This window comes from Rhodonellum psychrophilum GCM71 = DSM 17998 (genome assembly GCF_000381545.1).
In the GTDB taxonomy this organism is placed as follows: Bacteria; Bacteroidota; Bacteroidia; order Cytophagales; family Cyclobacteriaceae; genus Rhodonellum; species Rhodonellum psychrophilum.
Map to the genome: position 1 here is coordinate 78,358 of NZ_KB906686.1, position 24,410 is coordinate 102,767.

25 protein-coding genes and 1 tRNA gene are annotated in these 24,410 nt (G+C 42.6%); 8 read left to right on the forward strand and 18 right to left on the reverse strand.

The window, feature by feature from the left end; translation table 11 throughout:
- Nucleotides 1-157: 157 nt before the first annotated feature.
- On the forward strand, nt 158-2,308 hold the full coding sequence (locus F824_RS0118230; protein ID WP_019599371.1) for an outer membrane protein assembly factor BamB family protein: 2,151 nt from the start codon (nt 158-160) through the stop codon (nt 2,306-2,308).
- Between the two features lie 257 nt (nt 2,309-2,565).
- Here the strand turns inward: F824_RS0118230 and F824_RS0118235 are convergent, their stop codons facing one another.
- The 8 genes from F824_RS0118235 to F824_RS0118275 form a co-directional block, all read right to left on the reverse strand.
- A complete protein-coding gene (locus F824_RS0118235; RefSeq protein ID WP_236613196.1) occupies nt 2,566-2,952 on the reverse strand; it encodes a type II toxin-antitoxin system VapC family toxin in 387 nt (128 codons plus the stop codon).
- An 8-nt stretch (nt 2,953-2,960) separates the two neighbouring features.
- Nucleotides 2,961-3,203, reverse strand: coding sequence for a hypothetical protein (locus F824_RS0118240; RefSeq protein ID WP_019599373.1), 243 nt, complete (start codon nt 3,201-3,203; stop codon nt 2,961-2,963).
- A 56-nt stretch (nt 3,204-3,259) separates the two neighbouring features.
- Nucleotides 3,260-3,514, reverse strand: a complete 255-nt coding sequence (locus tag F824_RS0118245) for a hypothetical protein (RefSeq protein ID WP_019599374.1) — start codon at nt 3,512-3,514, stop codon at nt 3,260-3,262.
- 375 nt (nt 3,515-3,889) lie between these two features.
- Nucleotides 3,890-4,858: a virulence protein RhuM/Fic/DOC family protein gene (gene rhuM, locus F824_RS0118255; RefSeq protein WP_019599375.1), complete on the reverse strand. Its 969-nt coding sequence runs from the start codon at nt 4,856-4,858 to the stop codon at nt 3,890-3,892.
- A complete protein-coding gene (locus F824_RS0118260) occupies nt 4,855-5,511 on the reverse strand; it encodes a hypothetical protein (protein ID WP_139189895.1) in 657 nt (218 codons plus the stop codon). The genes rhuM and F824_RS0118260 overlap by 4 nt, the downstream gene beginning before the upstream one ends.
- Before the next feature lie 45 nt (nt 5,512-5,556).
- Nucleotides 5,557-6,531, reverse strand: a complete 975-nt coding sequence (locus F824_RS0118265; protein ID WP_019599377.1) for a YpdA family putative bacillithiol disulfide reductase — start codon at nt 6,529-6,531, stop codon at nt 5,557-5,559.
- Between the two features lie 46 nt (nt 6,532-6,577).
- Nucleotides 6,578-7,342, reverse strand: coding sequence for an NRDE family protein (locus tag F824_RS0118270; RefSeq protein WP_022582236.1), 765 nt, complete (start codon nt 7,340-7,342; stop codon nt 6,578-6,580).
- A 48-nt stretch (nt 7,343-7,390) separates the two neighbouring features.
- Nucleotides 7,391-8,497 (reverse strand): alkene reductase, encoded by a 1,107-nt coding sequence (locus F824_RS0118275; protein ID WP_019599379.1) that lies wholly within the window; start codon nt 8,495-8,497, stop codon nt 7,391-7,393.
- Between the two features lie 215 nt (nt 8,498-8,712).
- Between F824_RS0118275 and F824_RS0118280 the strand changes: the two genes are divergently transcribed.
- Nucleotides 8,713-9,084, forward strand: a complete 372-nt coding sequence (locus tag F824_RS0118280) for a BlaI/MecI/CopY family transcriptional regulator (protein ID WP_019599380.1) — start codon at nt 8,713-8,715, stop codon at nt 9,082-9,084.
- A 2-nt stretch (nt 9,085-9,086) separates the two neighbouring features.
- Nucleotides 9,087-11,117 (forward strand): M56 family metallopeptidase, encoded by a 2,031-nt coding sequence (locus F824_RS0118285; RefSeq protein WP_031327130.1) that lies wholly within the window; start codon nt 9,087-9,089, stop codon nt 11,115-11,117.
- Between the two features lie 332 nt (nt 11,118-11,449).
- Here the strand turns inward: F824_RS0118285 and thrC are convergent, their stop codons facing one another.
- The 6 genes from thrC to F824_RS0118325 all read right to left on the reverse strand — a co-directional run bounded on the left by thrC (nt 11,450) and on the right by F824_RS0118325 (nt 18,583).
- On the reverse strand, nt 11,450-12,751 hold the full coding sequence (gene thrC, locus F824_RS0118290; RefSeq protein ID WP_019599383.1) for a threonine synthase: 1,302 nt from the start codon (nt 12,749-12,751) through the stop codon (nt 11,450-11,452).
- A gap of 103 nt (nt 12,752-12,854) precedes the next feature.
- The gene (locus F824_RS0118295) at nt 12,855-13,787 is read right to left on the reverse strand and encodes a homoserine kinase (RefSeq protein ID WP_019599384.1); all 933 of its coding nucleotides are present in this window, start codon (nt 13,785-13,787) and stop codon (nt 12,855-12,857) included.
- Complete coding sequence (gene thrA, locus F824_RS0118300; RefSeq protein ID WP_019599385.1) at nt 13,787-16,240, reverse strand: bifunctional aspartate kinase/homoserine dehydrogenase I; 2,454 nt, start codon at nt 16,238-16,240, stop codon at nt 13,787-13,789. Before thrA ends, F824_RS0118295 begins: the two co-directional genes overlap by 1 nt.
- Before the next feature lie 508 nt (nt 16,241-16,748).
- Nucleotides 16,749-17,207, reverse strand: coding sequence for a nuclear transport factor 2 family protein (locus F824_RS0118315; RefSeq protein ID WP_022582351.1), 459 nt, complete (start codon nt 17,205-17,207; stop codon nt 16,749-16,751).
- Nucleotides 17,204-17,890: a head GIN domain-containing protein gene (locus F824_RS0118320; protein WP_019599389.1), complete on the reverse strand. Its 687-nt coding sequence runs from the start codon at nt 17,888-17,890 to the stop codon at nt 17,204-17,206. Before F824_RS0118320 ends, F824_RS0118315 begins: the two co-directional genes overlap by 4 nt.
- Nucleotides 17,891-17,905: 15 nt before the next feature.
- Nucleotides 17,906-18,583 carry an SDR family NAD(P)-dependent oxidoreductase gene (locus F824_RS0118325; RefSeq protein WP_019599390.1) on the reverse strand — a complete coding sequence of 226 codons (678 nt, stop codon included), beginning with the start codon at nt 18,581-18,583 and terminating at the stop codon, nt 17,906-17,908.
- 302 nt (nt 18,584-18,885) lie between these two features.
- On the opposite strand from F824_RS0118325, the gene F824_RS0118330 reads away from it, so the two are divergent.
- The gene (locus F824_RS0118330) at nt 18,886-19,212 is read left to right on the forward strand and encodes an MGMT family protein (RefSeq protein ID WP_019599391.1); all 327 of its coding nucleotides are present in this window, start codon (nt 18,886-18,888) and stop codon (nt 19,210-19,212) included.
- A gap of 118 nt (nt 19,213-19,330) precedes the next feature.
- Complete coding sequence (locus F824_RS0118335) at nt 19,331-19,696, forward strand: helix-turn-helix domain-containing protein (RefSeq protein ID WP_026333799.1); 366 nt, start codon at nt 19,331-19,333, stop codon at nt 19,694-19,696.
- Here F824_RS0118335 and F824_RS0118340 read toward each other — a convergent pair whose 3' ends face one another.
- The gene (locus F824_RS0118340) at nt 19,697-21,139 is read right to left on the reverse strand and encodes a sodium:solute symporter (RefSeq protein WP_026333800.1); all 1,443 of its coding nucleotides are present in this window, start codon (nt 21,137-21,139) and stop codon (nt 19,697-19,699) included.
- Nucleotides 21,140-21,192: 53 nt separating this feature from the next.
- Between F824_RS0118340 and F824_RS0118345 the strand changes: the two genes are divergently transcribed.
- The 3 genes from F824_RS0118345 to F824_RS0118355 all read left to right on the forward strand — a co-directional run bounded on the left by F824_RS0118345 (nt 21,193) and on the right by F824_RS0118355 (nt 22,242).
- Complete coding sequence (locus F824_RS0118345) at nt 21,193-21,486, forward strand: ATP-dependent Clp protease adaptor ClpS (protein ID WP_019599394.1); 294 nt, start codon at nt 21,193-21,195, stop codon at nt 21,484-21,486.
- Between the two features lie 12 nt (nt 21,487-21,498).
- Nucleotides 21,499-22,119: a recombination mediator RecR gene (gene recR / locus F824_RS0118350; protein ID WP_019599395.1), complete on the forward strand. Its 621-nt coding sequence runs from the start codon at nt 21,499-21,501 to the stop codon at nt 22,117-22,119.
- A gap of 49 nt (nt 22,120-22,168) precedes the next feature.
- Nucleotides 22,169-22,242, forward strand: a tRNA-Ala gene (locus F824_RS0118355).
- Between the two features lie 319 nt (nt 22,243-22,561).
- Here F824_RS0118355 and F824_RS0118365 read toward each other — a convergent pair.
- From F824_RS0118365 to F824_RS26185, 3 genes are read right to left on the reverse strand one after another with little or no spacing between them, the layout of a single operon-like run.
- Nucleotides 22,562-23,365: a DEAD/DEAH box helicase family protein gene (locus tag F824_RS0118365; RefSeq protein ID WP_019599397.1), complete on the reverse strand. Its 804-nt coding sequence runs from the start codon at nt 23,363-23,365 to the stop codon at nt 22,562-22,564.
- Nucleotides 23,366-23,392: 27 nt separating this feature from the next.
- Complete coding sequence (locus F824_RS0118370) at nt 23,393-23,668, reverse strand: hypothetical protein (protein WP_019599398.1); 276 nt, start codon at nt 23,666-23,668, stop codon at nt 23,393-23,395.
- Nucleotides 23,669-23,708: 40 nt separating this feature from the next.
- Nucleotides 23,709-24,035, reverse strand: coding sequence for a hypothetical protein (locus F824_RS26185; protein ID WP_019599399.1), 327 nt, complete (start codon nt 24,033-24,035; stop codon nt 23,709-23,711).
- Between the last annotated feature and the right edge of the window lie 375 nt (nt 24,036-24,410).

Consider the following 24,410-nt stretch of genomic DNA (forward strand, 5'->3'; position numbering starts at 1 on the left):
TCAAATCACAATTTGCCCATTCTAAAAGAGATCCCAAATGAAATTTCTCCAAAAAAACCTGGTTTTATCTCCGCTGAAATTCAGGAAGGTTTTGAGGAATAAACCGTAAATTATCCTGCTTATTCCCAAGCCTTTGGGACAAACTGTCTGACTGAAAATGCCAATAAACCCCACGCAACCTATGCTCCTTCGAAACCTTATTCTTGCCTTGATTGGCTTGTTTTTTCACTCCTGCACCCCTTCCGAATCACTTCAAACCCTGGATTATTCAGGTTGGGCCACTTTCGGAGGCACCAAAGATGCCGCACGCTATTCCTCCCTCGATCAGATCAACAAGGAAAATGTCAAGGACCTCCAGTTGGCTTGGACTTTCAATACCGGAGATGCAACCGAGCGTTCGCAGATCCAATGCCAGCCGATCGTGGTGGACGGTGTTCTGTTTGCCACAAGTCCCCAAGTCAATGTTTTTGCTTTGGATGCAACCACAGGAAAATTGAGATGGAGATTCAATCCTTTTCATTTGCTCGGCGGGCAGAATTCATGGGCGGGGACCAACCGGGGGGTCACCTATTGGGAAGAGGGCGAGGACAAAAGGATTTTGTTTACGGCGGGAAATTGGCTGATGGCATTGGACGCGAAAGATGGCAGACCGATTGAATCCTTTGGTGAGGGGGGGAAAGTCGATCTTCAAAAGGACCTGGACACGGATTTGGAGGAATTCCTCATTGTGTCAAACACCCCAGGAATCATTTACAAGGATAAATTGATCATCGGAATGAGGCTGTCCGAAGGATTGGATGCCGCCCCGGGACATGTCCGCGCATACGATGTGAAAACCGGAAAAAGAGAATGGATATTCCACACGATTCCACATCCCGGAGAATTTGGAAATGACACTTGGGATGAAGCACACCGGGATAAAATAGGCGGCGCCAACAATTGGGCGGGAATGAGCCTTCACGAGGAAAAAGGGATCGTATATGTCCCAACAGGTTCTGCCACCTATGATTTTTGGGGTGGATACCGACATGGCGAAAATTTATTTGCCAATTCCTTGATCGCCTTGAATGCCGAAACAGGCGAAAGAATCTGGCATTTTCAGGCAGTCCACCATGACATGTGGGACAGAGACTTTCCGGCAAACCCCAACTTGATCCGCATCAAAAAAGATGGGAAATGGATAGATGCAGTCGCCCAAACCTCCAAGCAGGGCTATGTGTTTGTCTTCGACCGGACGACCGGAGAGCCTGTTTGGCCAATAGAGGAAAGAGCCGTTCCGCAATCTACGCTTCCGGGTGAAGCGAGTTGGCCAACACAGCCGCATCCAACGCTGCCGGAGCCCTTCATGCGAATGACGTTTTCAGACAAAGAAATCCTGAAACTTAGTCCAGAATGGGAAAAGGACATTCGGGGGAAACTGGAAAACGTAGAATCCGGAAACATGTGGCTCCCTCCCAGCCAAGAACATGGTATCGTCCTTTTTCCAGGAATGGATGGTGGAGCGGAATGGGGAGGAGCCTCCTTTGACCCCACCTCTCAAACCCTTTATGTCAATGCCAATGAAATCCCGTGGATCGTCAGAATGACTGCCAATCCGGAGTTTGAAAATATAGGGCAGCGCAGTTATGTAAACTATTGTGGAAACTGCCACGGCATTGACCGCAAAGGAAACCCTCCTGCTTTCCCTTCGCTTATGGGACTGAAAAACAAATATGATGCTGCCAGTTTGGATATGCTGATCAAAAATGGAAAGGGCGCAATGCCCGCTTTCTCCCACATCAAGGAGGAGGAGAGAAAGATCATGGTGGATTTTTTGTTGGGAAAAGCATTGGATCCTTCCGCAGAAAAAAAGGAACTCGAGGGAGGAAAGGAAAGATTGTTTCCACAATTCAACCTGCAGGGATATTCTAGATTGTTGACCGAAGACGGTTTTCCTGGAATTCAACCCCCATGGGGAACCCTGACCGCCATGAACATGAATACCGGAAAGATCAAGTGGCAAGTTCCCCTTGGGGAATATCCTGAGCTCACCGCTAAGGGAATCCCGATCACAGGAACAGAAAATTACGGTGGTCCAGCAGTGACCGCTGGCGGGTTGGTATTCATCGCTGCCACCAAGGACGAGAAAATCAGGGCATTTGACAAAGATACCGGAGATTTACTCTGGGAAGCACCATTGCCTGCAGCCGGCCATGCCACGCCTGCGGTCTATGAAAAAGACGGCAAGCAGTATCTGGTAATTGCCTGCGGTGGCGGAAAAGGCACCAAATCCGGAGATGCTTATGTGGCTTTTGCTTTGCCTGATTAGCAAAGAAAAAAGTAAAGAAATGGGGCGAATTGAATCCCTTTGAAATAAAAAAGGGAAATCGAATCAGAAGTTAAACTACCGGTTCGATTTCCCCCTCAACATTCAGAGAACTCTCTATTTCGGTCCGCGGCTAAGAAACGTGGGCATTTCGAAGCGATTAACTATGAATCTAAGATAAAGATAAATACGAGAAATATGCTTTGCCTTTATGATGATCGGCCCCATGTTTTCTTAGGTGCTGAAAGCGAAAGTTATTCTTATTGTTTTACCCAGTTTTCTATCTGAATATCAGATATTCTTTGAAACTCTTTCAAGTTTTCTGTCACCATTATGAGGTCTTTTTCTACTGCTGTGCATCCAATCAAAAGGTCAAAATCACTTATCTGCAACCCTATTGATCTTAATCGGGCTTTCTCTTTTCCATAAAGGTAAATCGCACTAAAAATCGGAAGGATAACAACTTGCTTAGCAAAGACTTCAATTAAGTCAAGATTCTTTTGAGGGTTTTTACTGTTTTCAGCTCCAAAAATCAGTTCTGCCAAAGTAATTTCTGAAATAGTAAAATTCTCAGTACCTAGCTGTTCAAACTTTTCTATCAATCCATACTTGCCTCTTAAAAAATGGACGCAGATATTGGTGTCCAAAAGGTACTTCATTCGAAACCAGTATTTTCTGTTTTTTCAATTCTAGATTCTCTAATTTCTTTAATGATTTCATCTGAATCTTTATCATCTTCCCAAGCTCCAAAAAGCGTTCGCAAATCCACCTTCTCTTCTTTTATATCAAGAGACTCGGTCAATTTAATAATCAGTTTTTTCTTAGAAAGATTATCCAAACCTTTCAAGAGACCGAAATACTTTTCTAATGTCTTGTTGTTTAAAGTGAGATTTGCCATACTATTTTTATTCAATTTACGAAATTAATGGTTTGATGGTATAAAGATTTGGAGAATTAAATTCCTAATTCTCTTTTCTTTTTCTGAATCAAGTCTCCCATGTCACTCAAATCAGTAGTAAACCCACCTGCATTGACAAAGTGATTGTCAGTATTGAACCAAAATGTTTTCTCAATTCCTTTTATTTTAATATTGTAAAGGGGTGGGTAAACAAACTGTATTAAAGATAAAGGTTCTACATCTAGCCAGTTCACATTTTCTTCCCATTCTCCATTCTTAATAACTATTGATTGATTCCCAATACTTTCCAAACCAATTTATTCTTGATTAAAAAGAAGAGTATAATTTGAGAAATCCCGATTAGACTAAAAACATTGATTATGACAAAATCTCTTTCAGTTGACTCTCCATTCATTACAATCAATTGAGGAAAAAAACCATGAAAATGCGGAAATAACCAAAAACAGAATTCCGATTCCTAGTAATCCGAATTTAAAAATTATATGATATGTTTTATTGCTTTGCATGGGCATTTTCAATTTTCGTTAACGGGATTCAGCTTGGAGACGGCGGGCATTCGGACTACCTCCTTCCAGCCTACTCCTATCTTCTTAAAGATACTGAATTTTTAATTTACTCGGTACCGCCCGCTGGATCCAAGGTGATGTTATGGGCTTTTCTTCTTTCTATGTTCTGTTAATAAGATTTACGATCACATTAATCATCATTTCTTTTTCTTCAGGCTTACTTTCAGCAATTAACAAAGTCAAAGCAACCAATGTGCTTTCACTTATTCTTTTAGTTCCATCTGGATAATACAAACTTTTATTCTTTTCCAAATACCAAATAAATAGCCAGGCTGCAATTCTTTTGTTTCCATCTGAAAATGAATGGTTTTTGACAACAAAATATAAAAGGTGAGCAGCTTTTTCTTCTAAACTTCTGTATAGTTCTTTTCCATCGAATGTTTGGTCTATGGCTGAAATCGAGCCCCTAAAAGATTGATCTTTTTCATTTCCAAAAAGACTTGACCCACCGAATCTTTTCTTTAATTCATCCACAGCATGTTTTGCTTCCTTGTAGGATATTCTAAAAGTTGCTTGTATGGGGGTATCCGATAAACCTAGTCTTTGATGGTCATAATCATCCAAAATATCCAAAGCAGTGGAAAATTCGGATAAAACTTCAAATATACCTTTAGTCTGATCGTCTGAACCAAGACTTTGGATTGTCCTATTAACCAGTTTAATTGTTTTTTGAAGCTCCAGTAACCTCTTTTCGTTTATCGTATAGCCTTTTACCAAATGATCTTTAATGATCTTGTTGGCCCAAATTCTAAAGGCTGTACCCTGTTTGGAATTAACTCGATAACCCACAGAAATGATCAGATCCAAATTATAGATTTTTATCAGGCGCTTTACCGTTCTTTCTCCTTCCTGTTGAACTTGTGTAATTTTTGCACAAGTTGCCTTTTCATCCAATTCAGAGGTTTTGTAAATATTTCGGATATGCCTGACTATTGATGTCCGATCTGTACCAAACAATTCAGAAATCTGATATTGATCCAACCAAAGGGTGTCATTTTCAAGAAGCACTTGAATAGTAGGTGCGTCTTGCCCCGACTGATAAATTACTATTTCACCTGTTTGCTTCATGAGCTAAACTTTGATTGCTGGTCTTCAAGATACTTAATTTTGGCCTTTTTGAGTTCTTGAATCTCTTCAAATTCCAAGTTTAATCCTAGGTAGGTAGTAGAGAGATCAATTCGGTCATGAAAAAAAAGCAACCGCATCATTCTCCTTAGTTCAACTTTGTGTGAAGGCGTTTCTAATTGGAAAAAAACTTTCACTTTATTGTCATCAGCCATAAACTCAATGAAGTTATTTACTCCTTGAGAATACGCTGGACCACCGTAGTATCTTGCAATTGGATAAGTATCAGACCACAATATCTCACCAACTACTGCAAAAACTCCAAATTTTACTTGATCTATTTGACTCCAGGAGTATAAAGAATCATTAAAATCTATCGAATCTAAACTGATTCTCACTTCACCTTCTAACTTTCCGAATTTCTTTTGATTTTCATGAGCTCCCCAATAGCTTGCATAGAGAATCAATCCCAATAATGAAAAAAGTAGGGTTCGCATTAAATAATCTATGGATAAACTTAAGCTTAGCTGACTAGCAATAAAACCAATTGTAATAAGCAAAATAAAACCTCCATACATTAACCTACAAGAATTGATCCTCCAATTGATTCCTTTTGATGGTATAAAAATTTTTGCTTTAAATGCAGGATACTTCATTTGGTTCTCAGAATTGCCCATAACACCGAAATAAGATCAATTGTATCAATTTGACTTGTTTTTGATATGCTGGATAATGTGTTCGGCATGGACCACTGAGTTTTCGATGAAAAACTCACGGGTATTCAATCCTCCACACACCACCCCCGCGAGATACACACCCGGTACGTTGGATTCCTGGTTGGTTTGGTCATAGCAAGGTTGCCGTTTTTCATCAAGGCTAAGGGTTACCCCCAATTGATTCAACAAGGCAAAATTGGGCCGGTACCCTGTCATGGCCAAGACAAAGTCATTTTCTAGGACAACTTCCCCTTCCGGGGTATCCAAGACCACTTCATTTTCACGGATTTCTTTCACGAGGGAATTGGTGTAAGCCTTGATGGAGCCCTCTTTGATCCGGTTGTCTATGTCGGGTTTCACCCAATATTTGACATTGGCCTCGATTCCTTCCCCTTTGATCACCATGGTGACTTCAGCCCCTTTTCTCCAGGTTTCCAGCGCCACGTCAACCGCAGAATTCGCCGCCCCGACGACCAAAATCTTCTGTCCGATAAAGGGCCAGGGTTCTTTGTAATAATGGGTGACTTTTGGCAGATCCTCTCCCGGAACCTTCATCAGGTTGGGCAGGTCATAAAAGCCTGTTGCAATGATGATATTTTTGGCTTGGTAAGATGCCTTTGATGTTTTCACAGAAAAAATCCCTTCGTTGTTTTGAAGTTCTTTTACCTCTTCGTACAAATTCACCTTCAGCTTCCATTTTTTGGTCACCCTTCGATAATATTCGAGCGCCTCTGGACGGGTGGGTTTGTGGCTGATGGACATAAAAGGTACATCTCCCATTTCCAGTTTTTCCGAGGTGGAAAAAAAAGTCATGTTGACTGGATAATTGAAAAGTGAATTGGTCAATACGCCTTTTTCCAAAATGACATATTCCAAGCCTGCTTTTTCGCATTCAATCCCACAAGCGAGGCCAATCGGCCCTCCCCCAATAATCAGTACTTCCACCTTCTTCATTTCCATTTTATTTCCATTCAATTAACGGCTTGTCTTTTTTGTTCGTTCCCTTTTAGGATTGTATCCTAAAAATCACCTTCCTGTCAGCAAACCTTTTTTCCACCTGGTGAAAGGTCCTTTCCATCATTTCCACTTCTCCGGTATGTTTCCATAAGATCACTGTGGAATTGATCGTCCCATAATAATCAGCGACATTGATAAACTGGGCGGACAATTGCTTTTCTTCCCTGACCGAAAGCCCTGTGTCGGGCAATAAATGATCGGGTTCCATTTGTCTGGAATGCAGGGTAGGAATTAGATTTTCGAGATCTAGTTCTTGGGCTTCTATTTTTTCAAGCAAGCCTGATTTTGCTATTTTCACTTTTTCCCAAGGGGTATTCAAAAATGCGTTGCTGAGGCCATGGAGTCCCGGCTCAACTTCCTGAATGCCATCTGCATAATTGGAGAGGTAATATAATTTTTCGTGATTCCCAATGACAAGGTTGAAGCCTTCGTATTCATCCTTTTCCTTTTGGATCATTGTCAAATATTCCTTGGGATCCAGAGCTCCCTCCAGAAAATCCTTTACGAGGTTGCCTCTCGTTTTGGGATCCTTTCTGGGGTTTTTCAAATCCCGGAAATTGGTCAGTGTGGCAAATCGACCATTGGGATGGATACCCATCCAAGTTCCCCCTGCCCGAAGATCCTTTCCTGCATAAAACCCAGAATCCCACAGCTGAAGTGGAGCCGAGGGCCTTTCAAAAAATTCATCTCTGTTGGCCACCAAGACCATTTTATACTCCGGATGATTGTTCCAATTAAACGCTATCAAACACATGGTGCCAAAGTAAAAAAAAAGACCGAATGAATTCGGTCTTTTTTGGGATTAAACAGCTTTTTCTTTTTTCATTGAAGGGTAATCGGTGTACCCTTTTTCACCTGGGACATAAAATGTATCCTGATCCCATTCGGCAAGTTCCGCATTATTGGCAAAACGCTCAACCAAATCCGGATTAGAAATGTAAGGTTTCCCATAGGCAACGGCATCTGCCAATCCTTCCAAGACCACTTCATTGCCTGACTTCTGATCAAAAGCAGAATTGATGATGATGGTGCCCTTGTACATCGGCCTGTATCTCTGGGCAATGTTGGGTTCCGCGAAAGCGAGTTCAGACACATCTGTGAATGGCTCCGACAAGTGCAGGTAGGACAAATTATAATTGTTCAGTTTCTCGATGATGTAATCAAAAGTCGGGATGGATTCCTCGTCCATCGTCATTCCGAAAACACCATGTAGGGATGGATTCAAACGAAGTCCTATTCTGTTTTCAGGCATTACTTCTTTGATCGCATCGATGATGTCAAAAAGGATTCTGGCTCTGTTTTCAATGCTTCCACCATATTCGTCAATTCTTACATTGGACGTTCTGCTGAAAAACTGGTGCAACAAATAGCCATTGGAAGAATGGATCTCCACGCCGTCAAATCCAGCTTCCCAAGCATTCTTGGCCGCATTCTTGAAATCCAAAATGGTCTGATGGATTTCCTCCATGGACATTTCCTTTGGCGTTTCGGTGTCTTTAAATCCTTTTGGAGTATACGCTTTTGCCTGTGGGTTGATCGCAGAAGGTGCATGGGGAAGGTCTCCGTTGTGGAAATCAGAGTGGGAAATCCTTCCCACGTGCCACAATTGGATAAAAATCTTTCCTCCTTCATCATGAACTGCCTTGGTGACTTTTTTCCAGCCTTCCACCTGAGCTGCAGAATAGATCCCTGGCGTGTTGATATACCCAACCGCTTTTTTGGAAACCTGGGAGCCTTCACTGATGATCAAGCCCGCAGATGCTCTTTGGGTATAATATTTAACATGGATTTCGGTGGGAACATTTTCAGGATTGTCTGCCCTGCTTCTGGTCATTGGCGCCATGACCACTCTATTTTTCAAGGTGAGATCACCCAATTGTATTTGTTCTAAAAGCGGTTGCTTATACATATTTTTTTTTCTTCGATTAAATTCAATGTCTATACAACTAATCCGGAGCCAAGATCGTTCGCTCCCCTTTCAATTATTTTCTTAAAAACCTCAAGGCAGGGAATTAAATGAGAGTTTTAATAAAAAAATGCTTGGGTACGAAAAAAATCGTAGCCAAAATTTGCTTTACGATGATCTTCGTATAACTTTGTACGAAGATCATCGTATCAATTCCTATGCAACCGAAACCCACTGAATCCGAACTGGAAATTTTATCCCTTCTCTGGCAGCTCAAAAAGGCCACGGTGAGGGAAATCCACGAAAAACTTGCCGAGACCAAGGATACCGGCTACACGACCACGCTCAAGATCATGCAGATCATGAATGCCAAAGGACTTGTCAAAAGAGACGAACAGAATCGAACACATGTCTATTCGCCTTCCATAGACAAAAAAGACACACAGAAAAGTCTTTTGACGAATTTTGTGGCCACAGCATTTGGCGGCTCATCCAAGAACCTGGTCATGCAGGCACTTGGACAGGGCAATCCCTCCAAGGAGGAACTTATCGAAATTCGCGCGTTTTTGGACCAACTTGAAAATGAATGATCATGGAAGGATTCAACACTTGGATTCCCGAAACGTACCAAATTGCACTCGGATGGATGATCCTCCATGCCCTTTGGCAAATCGCAGGCATTGGTTTGTTGCTTTGGCTCAGTCAGCGGCTCTTCCAACACAAATCCGCAGCATTTAAATACAGACTCAGCATCTCCTCGCTTTTGCTGATTGCGATGGCGAGCATCCTTACTTTCTCCTATTATTCCGGAAGAGAGGCGGATACAACACCTTCAAATGAAAGGATGATCACCCAATATCCCGACGATTCGATAAGCCTGTTATCGCAAGCTCAGGTGGAAGGGTTGGTTTTGGAAGGCGATCCCATGGACTTCAGTGTTCTGATTCAAAAATTGGAGAAAGGATTGCCGACGCTGGTGAATATTTGGATGATTGGTGCATTGCTGTTTATGGTTCGATTGGGTGGCAGTTTGGCAGATATCCGAAATCTCCGAAACAAAACCCACCAAAGCCCTGATCCAAAGTGGGTCACTTTTATCGAAAATCAGAAGAGAAAGCTGAATTTAAAAACACCGATCGCCCTTTTCCAAAGCTTTCATGTAGATGTCCCCATGGCCTACGGGATATTTAAACCTGTCATCCTGATTCCGACAAGCCTGGTATTTCAGTTGAGCCCTTTACAATTGGAAGCCATCCTCACACATGAATTGGCGCATATCAAACGCCATGACTATTTGATCAACCTATTTCAATCCATGCTGGAAGTCATCTTCTTTTTCCATCCCGTATTCTGGTGGATCAATAAAATCGCAAGGGAACAAAGGGAAAATGCATGCGATGATTTGGCTATCCAATTGGATATCAAACCAAAAGACCTCGCTTATGGCCTGGCGAATGTCCTGAACCATGCACAAACCAAAGCACCGGAAATCGCCATGGCAGCCGCCAGACACAACAACCCAACGCTTGACCGCATCAAAAGAATCATGGGTATAAAAACATCTCCTTCTCAACCTACCACTTCAATCAGCATCACGATGATCATGACCTTAATACTCAGCGCCACCTTACTGGTGGGCGCCAGCGAAGAAAGTGCAAAAACATCCCTTGAGGATCTGATTGCCACAGAATTGAAGACAAGCACCATTGAAAAAGAATGGACAAATTTATTTTCCTATGCTCAGGCCATGAGGAATGACACCCTTCCCCACTCCATAAAAGACAGCATTCCCAATAAAAAATGGGAGGAAATGACAGAAAAAGAGCAGGAAAAAATGATAAAAGAGTTGGCTCAATTGGAATCCCTAAACCATCTGAATTTCAATTTCAAGGACTTGGAACCCGCGTTCCACAACCTAAATGAATTGCTGATGAATTTTAAGGGCTCAAATTTCATCTTTGGGGATTCATTGAACTTGCCACCGATGGTCTTCCAGGAGATTCCGACACCAAAATTCAATTTTGAAAATCTGCCGAAATTTGATTTTGACAACCAACAGTTCAAAATACTCCTGCCGGACAGCTCTTTTTTCAGTGCAATCCCTGCTTTTAAGTTCAATAAGGGGGATTCTACGTGGAATTCCTTCGCTGTCGACGGATTGGCCTTTCAAATGGACACTTCAAAAAAATCAAAAGAAGAACGGGATCAAATGATAAGGGAATTGAAGGAAAAACTTGCGGCACAAGGTGAGCAAAGAAAGGAAGCCCTCCAAAAAATGCAAAAGGAAAGGGAGACAATGCTCCAAGGTTTGGCCCAAAAACGTGAGGAATTCCAATCCCAAATACAACCCCAAATCAGGGAATATCAAGCCAAAATCCAAGAATGGCAAAAAGAGAATGAACCCATGCTGCAAGAATACCAGGCGAAAATGAAAGCTTGGCAAGAGGAAACCAAACCCAGAATGGAGGAGTTCCAAAAACAAATGGAGGCTTGGCAAAAAGAAAACCAAGTTCACATGAAAGCCTTCGAAAAAAAGATGGAAGAATGGCAAAAGAACCATCAGAAAGAATTGATGGAACTCCAGGAAAAAATCGAGAAAAGTGTAAAAAAAGGTTCGGATTAAGACCTTCGGAAAGCATGAAAAAAGCGACCAATGGATAATCGTCCATTGGTCGCTTTTTTTTGATTCAACCCGATTTATGCATTGCGAACTCAATTCAATATTACAATTGACTGACAATCAATTGGGTATTTATTGCTTTTAACTTCACCCTATTGGTACCGGGATTTATGCTCCCAATATTCTGATTTTCTTTCAGTTTCAATCCCATTTGGAAACCTATTGCATATTACGGGTTCAACTCACTTGCCTCGAATTAGCTGCTTAACATTACTTTTCCGCTGTCTTAGAATTCGGATTCAATAGGAAAAGGTCCGTCGAAAGGCAAAGCGGTCTTAATTCGATGCCAACAAATAGGCTTTGAAATCTCCGAAATCATTTGCGAGAGACTCCACCTTTTTGGTGCCATGAAGAAATTTCTCCAATCGCTCCGGTAATTCCAGCTTGATTCCCAAGGTTTCCTCCACTACCTCCTTGAATTTGCCGGGATGTGCGGTTTCCAGGAAAATTCCAACATATTCGGGATTTTGCTTTCTGAAATTCCGCAGCCCCAAATAACCTACCGCACCATGTGGATCCAAAATATATCCTGTGCTGTTCATTATTGCCCGCATCGCTTTTTGTGTATCCAGATCGTCAAAATAAAAGCCCCTCACTTTTTCCCGCAACATGCCCTCATCATTGTCATAAAGCGCCAAAAGCCTGCTGAAATTGCTGGGATTGCCAACATCCATGCTGTTGCTGATGGTCGGAACTGACTTTTTGGAGGAAAACGAATTTCCGTGGAGGAAGTCCGGGACGATTTTGTTGACATTGGTGGATGCGATAAATACATCAATGGGTAAGCCCATCTTTTGGGCGAGGATTCCAGCACCAAGATTTCCAAAATTCCCACTGGGAACAGAAATGGCAACCTTTTTATTTTTCTCGGGAAACCTCGAGATCGCATAAAAATAATAGAGGCACTGGGGAATCCAACGGGCAATATTGATGGAGTTGGCAGAAGTCAAAAGCATTTTTTGGTTCAATTCCTCATCCAAGAAAGCATCTTTCACCAATTGCTGGCAATCGTCAAAAACGCCTTCCACTTCCAATGCGGTGATGTTTTCGCCCAAAGTGGTAAATTGTTTTTCCTGAAGCTCGCTCACTTTCCCTTTTGGATAAAGGATCACAACCTCTACACCCGGCACCTTGTAAAAACCATTGGCAACGGCACTTCCCGTATCCCCGGAAGTAGCCACCAATACCCGGATTTTCCTCTCCTCACCGACCATCAACATCGACATGAGTTTGGAACAAAACCTTGCACCAAAATCCTTAAAGGCAAGCGTCGGTCCATGAAACAATTCCAGACTGTAGATCCCCTCTTCCACCTTGACCAAAGGAGCATCGAAAGCAAGCGTGTGCTCTACCAAAGCTTTGATTTGGGAAGGATCGAGATCCTCTCCAAAGAGTGCACTTATGATTTCCTCCCCCATTTCCTGGAAGGACATTTCAGCAAACCGATCGAAGAAGGATTGGGGCATCACTGGAATCATTCCGGGCATATAAAGCCCCTGGTCAGGTGCCAAACCCTGGATGACGGCTTCCTTGAGACTGACGATGTGCTTCGGATTATTGGTACTGTAGAAATTCATAGGAATCGATTTTCTTGATGCTTTTTAATTGATGACTGGAACAATGCCAATGTTAAATTTGGCAAATCACATAGAGAGAAAAGGGGCTGAAATAGTCAGATTATCATTCTACCACATAAGCGCCCTTATCATTGACTTCTGAAATGTAAACATCTACACCAAGCCCTATCTTTTCAAAAACTTGCTTGCTGATCTGTCCCACTTTCTGGGCGATCTCTTTTCCTGGCGATAAGATAAATACCGTTGGCCCCGAACCGGAAATTCCAGAACCCAGTGCCCCTGCAGCCTTTATCGCCTCCCGCAATTCATAAAATCCCGGTATCAAAAGTGCCCTTGAGGGCTCTGCAATCACATCTTTGAGCGAACGGCTGATCAATGCCAGGTCTCCCTGAAACAAACCTGCAATCAATCCCGCGATGTTTCCGGATTGGATGGTCGCGTCTTTTAAGGAAATTTGCTTCCGCAGTACACTTCTTGAATCTGCCGTGTTCAATTCTAAATGTGGGTGGAGCAAAGTGCAAAAAAGCCCTTTGGGAACGGGTAATTTCACCACGTCCAAAGGCGTATAATCTCGAATCAGGACAAAACCACCCAATAAGGAAGGGGCTACATTGTCCGCATGTGCCGCGCCACAAGCGATCCTTTCCGACTCAATGGCAAAGGGAATCAAATCCTTTTTTTCAAATGGATTGCCAAGAAGGGCATTCGCTGCCACCAATGCAGCAGCGGCACTTGCAGCACTGGAACCCATTCCCGAACCCAAAGGAAGTCCTTTGTACAGGGAAATTTCCATTCCCTTGTCAAAGAAAAGCTTGTCCAACATCGCTTGAATGGCAACAGAACAAGTGTTTTTATCAACCTCATAAGGCAACCTTCCCCCATCTCCTTCTATACGGACCATTTTCAGACCTGGCGTATCGGTCAGGGAAACCGTCACCTTATCTCCAAGTTCATCGATGGCAAAGCCCAGGATATCAAATCCACAGGAAACGTTGGCTACGGTAGCCGGGGCGAAAGCGGTTACTGATTTTACCATTATCTAGAATAATTTCCCAAACGGATCACATCTGCAAAAACTCCAGCGGCAGTGACATCCGCCCCTGCACCTGGTCCCCTGATGATCATGGGGAAATCGAAATAGCGCTCTGTCGTGAACAGGATCATGTTGTCACTTCCTTTGAGATTGTAGAAAGGATGGCTGTTGTCAAAAGAACCGAGACCTACTTTAGCCTTTCCATTTTCAAGGATGGCCATAAATCTCAATTTTTGACCTTTGGATGATGCCTCTTGAAGTAGCTCTGTAAATTCACCATCATGCGCTTGGAGTTTCTCGAAAAATTCCTCCACCGATCCCGCTTTTTCACAATCTGACGGAACCATACTTTGGATGGTAATGTCCTCAAAATGAAGGTCCTGTTCGGCTTCTCTTCCAAGAATTAAAATTTTTCTGGCCACATCCATTCCGCTCAAATCATCCCGTGGGTCAGGTTCGGTATAGCCTTTTTCTTTGGCCACTTTCACCACATCACTGAAAGGCAATCCTTTTTCGAGTTCGCTGAATATATAATTCATGGAGCCACTCAGGACTGCTTCAATCCTGACGACCTTATCTCCACTGAGCATCAAATCCTGAAGGGTGTTGATCACCGGAAGCCCTGCAGCCACATTGGTTTCATAGAGGAATTTCACGCCTCTTTTTCCTGCCAATTTCTTCAGCGCTCTATACCTTTCCAATGAACCGGAATTGGCTTTTTTATTTGGGGTGACTATTGGAACTTTGGCCTCCAATACCCGCTCGTAAATATCCGCAACCTCTTGGCTTGCAGTACAATCCACGAAAACGGAATTGGAGAAGTTCATATCATCCATGATCTGGGTGAATTTCTCCAAATCCATCGCTTGGTCATTTCCATTTTCACCTGGCATTGGACAGTTTTTCAAATCAAAACCATCTTCGCTGAAGGACATAAACCGTGAATTGGCCAAACCATGAATGTGAATATCCAGTAAGTTTTCACGCTGTAATTTTTCGCGCTGATTGGCAATCATTTTGATCAATGCTTTTCCTATCAGGCCCACACCGACCAAAAATACGTGCAAGACTTTGTTGTCTGAAAGAAAAAATGCCTCATGCAGCGCATTCAGGGCTTTTTGCAGATCCACTCGGGAAACAACCGCAGAGATGTTCAATTCAGAACTGCCTTGGGCGATGGCATACACGTTGACGTTGTTTTGCCCCAATGCCTGAAACATCCTTCCACTGGCACCTGGATTGTGCTTCATGTTTTCACCGACAGCAGCCACAATGGCCATGTCTGGGACAACCAAAACAGGGTCCATCTCCCCATTTCTGATTTCTGTCAAAAACTCTTTCTCGATCACTTCTTTGGCGATTGCCACGTCCGCACTTTGGATCGCTATACATATACTGTGCTCAGAGGAGGCCTGACTGATCAAGATCACATTGACACCTGCATCTGCCAGTGCGCCAAATACCCGATGGCTGACCCCGACCACTTCGATCAATCCCCCGCCAACAATATTGAGTAGGGAGACATCGGAAAGCGAAGAAATCCCCTTTATGATTTTGCCGTTTGGCGCATCACCATTGATGAGTGTTCCTGGATTTTCAGGTTCAAAAGTATTTTTAATGTAAATGGGAATATCTTTTTTCATTGCCGGCTGCATGGTGGCAGGGAAAATCACCTTGGCACCGAAATGGGACAATTCCATCGCTTCATTATAACTCAATTGAGGGATGGTAAATGCGGTATAGACCAACCTCGGGTCTGAAGTCAGAACTCCCGAAACATCCGTCCAAATCTCCAGACAATCTGCATCCAAGGCGGAGGCAAAAATTGCGGCAGTATAATCCGAGCCGCTTCTTCCAAGTGTAGTGGTTTCCCCCTTTGCCGTGCTGGCGATAAAACCGGTGATCACCTTCAAACCGGGATGGGTATGGAAATAATCTAGAATGAGATCATTTGTGGCCGAAAAATCAACTTTGGCATTGCCGAATCGGGCACTGGTTCGGATCACCTCCCTTGCATCGAGGTAAGTGGCGGGAAGGCCTTCGACCTTCAGTGCCTCTGCAAGGATAAATGCGGATAGCCGCTCCCCAAAACTCCCCACATAATCGAGGGTTCTGGGCGAACATTCCTTGATCAAGAATATGCCGTGAAAAAGATCTTCAAGTTCATTGAACCGCACCTTCACATAGGTGAGCACCGAGGATTGAAGTTGGATCGGGATCAATTCCCTGACCATATCCAAATGCCTTTCTTCAAGGGTTTTTAGATCTTTTAGATAAGATTTATCTCCCTCATTGGCAAGGCGTGCACTTTTCAACAACACTTCGGTCACTCCCCCAAAAGCGGAAAAAACCAATGCAATTTCCCCCTCTTTCTGCCGACTTTTTATGATCTGAAATACTTTTTTGATGTTTTCCCGGTTGGCTACTGACGATCCTCCGAATTTTAAAATTTTCATAAAACTTTGCTGGTTTTAAGGTTGGTATAGGGTATGGCTAAAGTCCAAGAAGGACCATAAAGGTAAGGGCTATATGTGATTGTTTTACGGGAATTACCCCGTAATGGTCAAGCCGGTAAAAATAGGCTGGGTGCACATGCAAAAAACACAGCTTATTTCAGGAATAAATCCTGAAACGGTCGAAAAAGAAAATTTTTGGGCTGCGTAAGACATGATTGTTTTTTTGATGAGACAATCTTACAGACTATTTTCCGAAAACCAAAAAAGTATTTACTGTTTTTTCAATGTAAACAGTTATTTGTTAGCACAAAATCAATCAATCTCCTCTTTTCTTAACTTAATATTAATACGAATTGCCAAATATTCTTTTCCCAAAAAACGGAATACTCGGTTTTGAATGGATTTGGGCCTAGGGTCAGAAAACATAAAACCCTGAACAAAAAGGTTCAGGGTTTTATGTTTTTCTTTACTGAAGACAAGCATATGCTGGATTTCTGCGATCGGATAATCAATCGCATCCCTCTTTCCTCCTCGTGTCGATGATATAGGCAATCTTCCATCCCGACTCGGTTTTCACCAATTGGAAGGAATTGACTCCACAGTGGCTGAAATTGTCATTCACATAAAATTCATATGGTGTCCAAGCAGCAGCCATTTGTCCATCCACCTTGATCTGATAATCCAAGATCCGCTCATCCAAGATGGTTTCTGCAGGTGTCGTGGCAATCCTGTTGATGAAATCCTGCACGGAATTGGACCCGATTTGGGCACCCTGCTCACCTGAAATGACCGTGGACATGATTGCTTTTTCATGAAACAAGGATCCCAAGACTTCTGGATTTTTCGTTTTCATCGCATCAAAAAGTGAAACGATCACTTCCTTCACCGCTATTTCATCCCCTTGGGCAAGCAATTGGGTTTGAGAAAACGCAAGGAATAGAAAAGCTAAGCCCAATAACCTTCTCATTTCTTTTCTATTTTACCACCTGTCCCGGTTTTCACCTCCACAATGGTTGGCGAACCCTTATACGTCACCTTGGCGCCTGTTGCAGCGCTTCCTCTCAGGGATTCTGCAACCTGAAATTCTGATTTGGCGGCCGTATTTGCCAAAACTTCTGCATGTTTGACAGCGAGTTTATTCCCATCGACTTCTGCGCTGGTATAGATTTTCAGATCAAGATCGTTGGCCGTACCCGTCACAAAAATTTTTGCACTTGTGGACGCATCGATGGTCAAGCCAACCGATTTTACCTTTGTTTCGATATATGCGCTGGTCGTGGCAAACAAATATACCTGATCCGTTTCGAGGACATCTTTCACGATGACTTTGGCACTGGTAGAAGCCTGAACCTCTTCAATATCAATATAAGTAATGGTCACTTTTACAGAGTTGGATTTGAAATTCCCCCGCCCGAGTTTGACCTCCAGGGTATTGTCAGAAACATTTGTTTCCACCTTGTCCAGTTCAATGCCTGAGGCGATGATTTGAATTTCATTTTTATCGCCTCGCACCAGCTCTGCCTCAATGGAATTGGACACTTTAATGCTGTTGAAATCTCTCAGGCTTCGGGTTTCCCTTTGCGTTTGGGCCTGTACCAAGAAGGTAATCAGGAAAAGACCTACAAAACCAAATAAGCTTTTTGTTTTCATTTCTTTTGGATTTAGTTAAACTCCGCCATACAATTTAAATGTCATGTTTCTCAAATCTGGATTGTTGACAGCGTAGTGCATTGCTTCCGCAATTTCAGCTGGGTTGACCCAAAGTGAGAAATCAGCATCTGGCATTCCTTCCCTATTTTGGGGAGTATCGATGATGCTAGGGACGAATACGTGGGACCTGATTTTGGTGTCCACTGCTTCTTCAGTTACATAATCTGCCAGGCTAGACACCATCATCTTACTCAAAGCATATGCCACAGCGTTTTTCCCATCGGAAGATTGAAGCGCCGGACGGGCTCCCATAAAGAGAATGTGTCCAAAATTGGCCTTTTTCATCACTGGGAGAAAGTTTTTGACCATGTTGAAAGCACTGAAAAAATTTAATTTAATCATTTTGTCAATGTCAGCCACTTTGGTTTTTTCGATGCTTCCTGACTGAAATCCCCCTACCAACAATACCATGGCATCGACTTCCCCGTATTGCATGTGGTAGTCTTTTGCAAAATCCGCTACTGATTTTTCATCTGTGGCATCGACTTCATACACGTCATCCGCTTCTTCTACCTCATCACCTGAGCCTGGCAAAATGGTGGCAATCACGCGGTAACCTTCTCGTTTGAATTTTTCGACTACGGAGGCGCCCAAATTACCGGCTGCGCCCGTTACTATTATATTTCTATCCATATAAGGTTATGTTTATTCAAAATTTTCTCTAAAATTAGGGTTAAATTTCGCGAAAAGCTTATGAATTCAAAAAAATCAACTAACCATTTTAGGATAAACCCAGAATAGTCAGGGGCTTTTTTTACTGGTCTTTGGACCAGGCTTTATGAATTTGACTGCTGTACAATTACCTTTCGTTTCAAAATTCCATTCATAAAATCCTTACAAAAAGCAGGCCTATAAATCCTTTTCTATTTGACAAACCCATTCGTTGTAGCTCCTAAGGTCCGGGTGGCAATTTGAATGCTTCAACAATTCCATACATGAAAGAAAATTATTTTGATTTGGTGTTTCAAGTGGTCAGGTTGATACCCGAAGGAAAGGTGACCACCTACGGAGCGATCGCCAACTGTCTTGGAATTAAAAGTGGGGCAAGAATGGTCGGCTATGCCATGAATGCTTCACATACCTTGGAAAATATCCCCGCGCATCGGGTAGTGAACAGAAATGGGGTGCTGACGGGAAAACATCATTTTGAGCATCCCGATAAAATGAAAGAACTTCTGGAAAAAGAAGGGATTGTGGTTATTGAAGACCAAATTGTGGATTTCGCCATTCATTTTTGGGATCCAGGCACCATGCAGATATGATTTATTTTTCGCCTAAATCACTCATTTTTTGCTAAATAAAATTTTTTTTATGCAAAATTTACTGATTTTTCACAAATGCGTATGCTTTTTGCAAAGTCTATTCAAAATCAGAAAGATTATGGAAACAGCATTAAAAAGTAATATCGCAGAAAATCTAAGGAAGCACCGAGTATTGAAGGGGTATACTCAGGAATACATCGCCGAGTACTTGGGAAAAAGAGATTACACCGCTTATTCTAGATATGAGCAAGGTAGATCAAACCTCAAAATGGAAGATGCCATAAAATTGGCCAGCCTCTATGAAGTGGATGTGCAGGAATTGATTTCGGTGTCGCCATCAATTTCCTACTCCTCCGAAATCCAGAAAAAATCCAGTGGATTGGTTTCCATTTTGGTGGATCTTGATGGCAGCAGCAGCACCTTGGAAAATAACATCTCTAGGCTGAAGAAAATAAATGACCTTATCTCCAAGCAAGAGATTTGATCAACGTTTTCGGATCATAAATAATCCAATAAACATGAACAGCCCATTCAGGATCAGCATTTCGAATCCGAATTTATAGCCCCAGAGCCAGCTTTCGGAATTTTGACCAATAATGAATGAGAGAAGTGGTGCTCCCACAGCCAAATAAGGGACCAGCTTGTCTTTGACATTCCACTTGGTAAAAAGTCCGAAAGCATAAAGTCCCAGAAGGGGTCCATAAGTATATCCGGCGATGATGAAGACGGCATTGATGACACTTTGGTCATTGATCCATCTGAATCCCAGGATTACCAAAAACATGATGAAGGTAAAGGCAATGTGGACCTTTTTCCGCAGTGGCACCTGTTTTTCCAAGGGGTATTTTTTCTCGATTTCCAAAAAATCATAACAAAACGAAGTGGTGAGTGCAGTAAGCGTAGAATCCGCACTGGAATAAGCCGCTGCCGTAATTCCTAGGATAAACACGATGCCGACAAATGCGGAAAAGTGCTGCGTGGCCAACAAGGGGTAAAGATCATCTGTCCGCAAGGGCATTGCGATTCCCTTGGTCTCCGCATACATATAGAGCAAAAGACCGAGGCAAAGAAAAAGCAGGTTGACAAAAACCAAAATGATGGTGAACCAAAACATGTTCTTTTGGGCATCACCGATATTGCGACAAGTGAGGTTCTTTTGCATCATGTCCTGGTCGAGTCCCGTCATCACGATGGTGATAAAAGCTCCTGAAGCAAACTGCTTGAAGAAGTTGGTGCCTGACTGCCAGTCCCAATTGAATATTTCAGATCGCGGATCAGCAGCTGCCGCGGAGATGAAATTCCCGATCGAGGTGATTCCCAGATCCGTTGCAATGAGGTAAATACTCACCACGACAGCCAAAAGCATGAAAAATGTCTGCAAAGTGTCGGTCCATACCACGGTTTTGATTCCACCACGGTGTGTATAAAGCCAGATCAGCGAAACCGTAATCAGAACAGAGACCCAAAATGGAATTCCCCAGCGGTCAAAAAGTACCAATTGGAGGACCCCCGCAACCAAAAACACGCGGATAGAAGATCCGAGGGTCCTCGAAAGGATAAAGAAAAAAGCGCCGGTTTTATAGGACCAAAACCCAAACCTATCTTCAAGATAAGCATAAATGGAAACCAGATTCAATCTGTAGTACAAGGGGAGCAGTACTTTGGCGATGACCAGATATCCAACGGTATAACCCAGAACGACTTGGAAATAATAAAAATTGGTGTTGCCGACTTCACCCGGAACCGAGATAAAAGTCACTCCCGAAAGTGAGGCGCCAATCATGCCAAAAGCGACCAAAAACCAAGGAGACTGCCTGTCTCCGGTAAAAAACGTGTCTTTTGAAATGTTCCTGGAGGTAAACCAGGAAATTAAAAACAAGAGGGCAAAATATGATGTTATGACTAGAAGAACTAAATTTGAGTCCATAAACGTTTTAGGAATGAATCTCTAAAATTGTTCATAATTATTAAATTTGCAAAATGAGCTACCACACACAAACCTATCCGTACCAAAAAGAAGTCGAAGTATTGTTGGAGGAGTTGATCGATACAGAAGAAAGTGATCTGGTTGTCTTCAACGATGACGTGAATACTTTCGAGCATGTGACCAAAATCCTCATAAAGGTATGCAAACACACTTCGGAACAAGCCGAGCAATGTACCTTGGTGATCCATTACAAGGGGAAATGTGCCGTCAAAAAAGGCACTGCGCTTGAACTGAAACCGATGTGCGAAGCCATTCAAGACGCTGGCATACAAGCCGCAATCCTTTAATACTTACACGCCTTGAACTTCCCTTCCAAATTGATTGAGAATGCGGTCAATGAGATCAGCCGCCTGCCGGGTATCGGAAAAAAAACCGCGCTCAGGCTAGCCCTACATTTACTCAAGCAAAGAGAAACCGTTTCGGAGACTTTGGCCCATTCAATCTTGACCCTGAGAAAAGAAGTGAAATATTGTAAGGTTTGCCACAATATCTCCGACTCGGAGATTTGTAGCATCTGCACAGGTATGAAAAGGGACAAAAGCCTGATCTGCGTCGTGGAAGACATTCCCGATGTCCTGGCCATCGAAAACACTTCTCAATACAACGGCCTTTACCATGTCTTGGGTGGCGTGATTTCACCCATTCAGGGAATTGGTCCGGACGAATTGAAAATCGAATCCCTCATCAGCAGGATCAATGCCTCGCCCAGTGATGAGAAAGTGGAAGAAGTCATCTTGGCACTTTCCACCACCATGGAAGGAGATACCACTTCTTTTTACATCACCAGAAAACTCAAGACCATGGGCATCAAGGTCAGCACCATCGCAAGGGGAATCCCTGTGGGTGGAGAACTCGAGTATACCGACGAAGTCACCTTGGGAAGAAGTATCCTCACGCGCATCAATTATTCAGCAGATTAGTTTTTTTCTTTGCGTTTTAAAAATCCCTTTCTATATTTGCACTCCGATTGGGGGATTAGCTCAGTTGGCTAGAGCGCTACACTGGCAGTGTAGAGGTCAACGGTTCGAATCCGTTATTCTCCACAATTGTAAAACCTAACTTCTTTCAAAAGGAGTTAGGTTTTTTTTATTTTGCTTGCCGTGCATATCCACCCCTTTTTTTTCGGCTCGGCTATTCCCGATAGAGGGGTAGTATCCCACTTCCCTTTCTATCTCCTTAAATTACCAATTCGGTCTTCTCTAATTCAATCGACATGGCCTATATGTTCACAGACCATTCACCAACACGGGCAATCCCATCAACCCTGCACCCCCTTGAAGGAAAGAAAAAAGTCTCGAGGCATCTAGAGATGGTTTTGAATTCGAGCTCACTTCCTTCCCCGAAGGCATTACTTTAGCCAAATCAATTCAAAAATCTTTCCCAATACGCTGCATTGCATCCCCTTTCGTTTATTTTTGAGTGTTTCAAATAAGCTTCTTTAAACACCTCACCATATTCTTTGTGCACGGCTAAAGGGTACAATTCAAAAATTGGATATTTTTCCATGAAACCCGCCATTGCCTCTTCAAATCCATCATATTCATCCAAATAATCCACCCCCGGAATTTTATCGCATGCAAATTCTGGTGCAAACTCGAAAAGCGCCGATTCATCGGTCAAAAAGAAAAACCGCTCTTTTCCGTTGTTTTTTACCCTATAAAATTTGACCGAACCGCCTTCCCCTCCCACTTCACAGATAACCTCTAGGGTCTGGCTCAGGGCATAAGAATCCAGGATTTCTGTTAATATCTCCAGATTGTCTTCCCTCAGCTTATAGGAGGGATAGTAGCCTTTGTCTTGCGCGGCTATTTCGGTTCTTGCCCATGCTTCATTGGCATCCACGGTCAGCTGGATGACCTCCGTTTTGATTCCAATGAATTTTGCCTCTTTGATCAAGGATATAAAATCATCGTCAAAATTGGCCCATAAGCAATATTCCACAACAAGCACCTTGTGGTCCATCAAAGCGCCCATTCCGGATCCCGAGGCTTTGTTGTAAACATCGATAATCCTGTCATCCTCTAAAGCCCCGAAATCTCCGAAAAGCTTAAGCGATATTTTGGCCAAATCAAAAACATAATAAGTTTTCTTGTCCTGATAATTTTTTGCGATAAAAGTACTTTTCCCTGTTCCGGGTGCGCCGGTTACAAATATGATTTTGTCCATAAAATTTTTGTTTTGGTTTTAGAAAAATTAATTCTTGAGGTTATTCGTATTCACCAGGCTGTCGTGGCAGGCCTTGGTTTGATGCAGCAGCCCGATGATCCGCTGGACATTTGCATCGCTGATCTTCTCAAAATCAGAAAGCTTGAAATTCATGTCGTCCCCAACGTCAAACAATTCATCCGCATCGGACATTTCGCCCGACATCGCCAGATTGACCAGCTGGTCAAACAATTTGTCATGAAAGTCCGCCAATTTCCAGCAACTCCTGATCAAGGCTTTTCTGTATATTTTGGGATTTTCCATGGGTTTGGCTTTTGATTTTATAATGGGGAAAAAGATGATGTCATTTCAACTGTTCGCTGTGATCCTTCATCAGCCCCCAAATCTCATGGTAGGCAGAAAGTTTATCCCTTTGCTCCGGGAGCGAAGCGATTTCGTTTTTAAAATTGGGGTAATCGATGTCCTTGATCATCTTGACCAGTACATCTGCCATTTCCTGTTTTTTGACCAAAACCCTATACCGGTAGTCTGCCGATGGGATTTCCAAAATCCTCTTGTCATCAAAAAGGAGCTGCAAGTCTTTTTTCAGCCTTGCCCTTACCAAAAATGTATCCGTCTGATCCCAATGCTGAACAATGGAAATAAACCCAAAAGTTGATGCTATCCACATAATGTTACCCTTTAAAAGTGAGCGATTTAACAATAACTAAATTTACCAAAACGGTTTGACATCAAAAAACTATTGACACAAATTGTCTTTGTTTAATTTTATTTGAAATCAACGGAGTTCAAAAATGGGAGAAATTCCGATAGCAGGTGAACCAAGTGAAAAGCGAAATATGAATTTGAAACTCTAATAGGATTGAAGCTGCAAGAAAATCAGGCTTTTGAGAGATTAAGAATAATACCTAAATGGTGAAGTCAAAAATAAAATACAAATTACTGATTATTAAAAACTATACCCTGAAATTGAATTGGCAATGCATAACACGATTTAAACATTGGAAATCCCTCAGCAACCGAATCCAGAAATCCGCCAATTTGG